The organism is Streptomyces sp. NPDC057654 (assembly GCF_042800135.1).
GTDB lineage: Bacteria > Actinomycetota > Actinomycetes > Streptomycetales > Streptomycetaceae > Streptomyces.
Window position 1 is genome coordinate 1 of sequence record NZ_JBHVHQ010001481.1, and the last position, 1,035, is coordinate 1,035.

A 1,035-nucleotide genomic window follows, 5' to 3' on the forward strand; every position below is an offset into this window, starting at 1 on the left:
GCGAGAAGCGGGTCCAGATGTCGCCGTTGGTGGCGTACCAGGGGCGGTCGGGGTGCGGCAGGGAGGCGGCCGCGTACTTCAGGCCGCCGCCGCGCCCCAGCGGCTCCGTCTCGACGACGGTCCGCACCCGCAGCGGCAGGTCGGCGGAGGCCAGCCAGTCCTCAAGGACCTCGGCGAGGTGGCCGCAGGAGACCACGGCGTCCGTGACGCCCTCGGCGGCCAGCCAGGCGAGCTGATGGCCGATGATCGGAGTCCCGGTGCCGGGGATCTCGACCATCGGCTTGGGGCGGTCGTCGGTGTACGGGCGCAGTCGCGTGCCCTGGCCTCCGGCCAGGACGACGGCTTGTGCGGGGTACGCGTGCGTGCCTGTCATGCTCCGCACCATATGGGGCGAAGCGGCCGCGCCGTGCGGTGCGGCCGGGTGCGGGGCTCAGTTGGCGTGGATGACGCCGGTGGCGAAGGACGTGTCGCACACGGGCCGGGAGTAGGCGTGCGCCCGCCGCACGGTGCCGTACTTCGCGACGGCGGCCTTGCCGAGGGCGCGGGCGATCTCCATGCAGTGCCCGGCCAGTGAGGGGCGCTTCTCGGTCGCCTCCTGGAGGTGGGTGAGCGCGACGCCCGGGTCCTTCTCCTGGAGCTCGGTCAGCAGCCGGTCGCGCAGCACCTCGTGCGCGGCGCGGGTCTTCGGCTGGGAGGAGGAGGCGGCCCCGGAGGAGGCGGCGAGGATCTGCGACTCGGAGGGCGCCGCCCACGGCACGCGGGTGACCGCGAGCGTCCCGGAGAGGACCAGGACGACCGGGAGGACGAGGGCGAGAGTTCTGCCGATGTGGCGCGCTGCGTGGTTCATGGGGGACTTCCTCGCGTGGTGAGCTGGACGCTGCATGCGGCAGATCGTAGCGAGGAGTGATGATTTGGAGACATTTAGTCACTCGGTCGAGCGAAGGAGTGGCGCGCGAGTGCGGTTCTGGCGTTGACGCTCCGGGGTGGAAAATGCCGTTGTGTGCGGGTATTTACCGACCTCGTCCAAACATGCGG

General features: G+C 71.5%; 2 protein-coding genes. Both read right to left on the minus strand.

The genetic code is table 11. From position 1 onward, the window contains the following. The coding region (locus tag ACFU99_RS44505) for an NDP-sugar synthase (RefSeq protein ID WP_384404618.1) at window positions 1-373 on the minus strand (373 nt) is incomplete at its 3' end. Window positions 374-430: 57 nt separating this feature from the next. After that, the gene (locus ACFU99_RS44510; RefSeq protein ID WP_384404620.1) at window positions 431-847 is read right to left on the minus strand and encodes a hypothetical protein; all 417 of its coding nucleotides are present in this window, start codon (window positions 845-847) and stop codon (window positions 431-433) included. Between the last annotated feature and the right edge of the window lie 188 nt (window positions 848-1,035).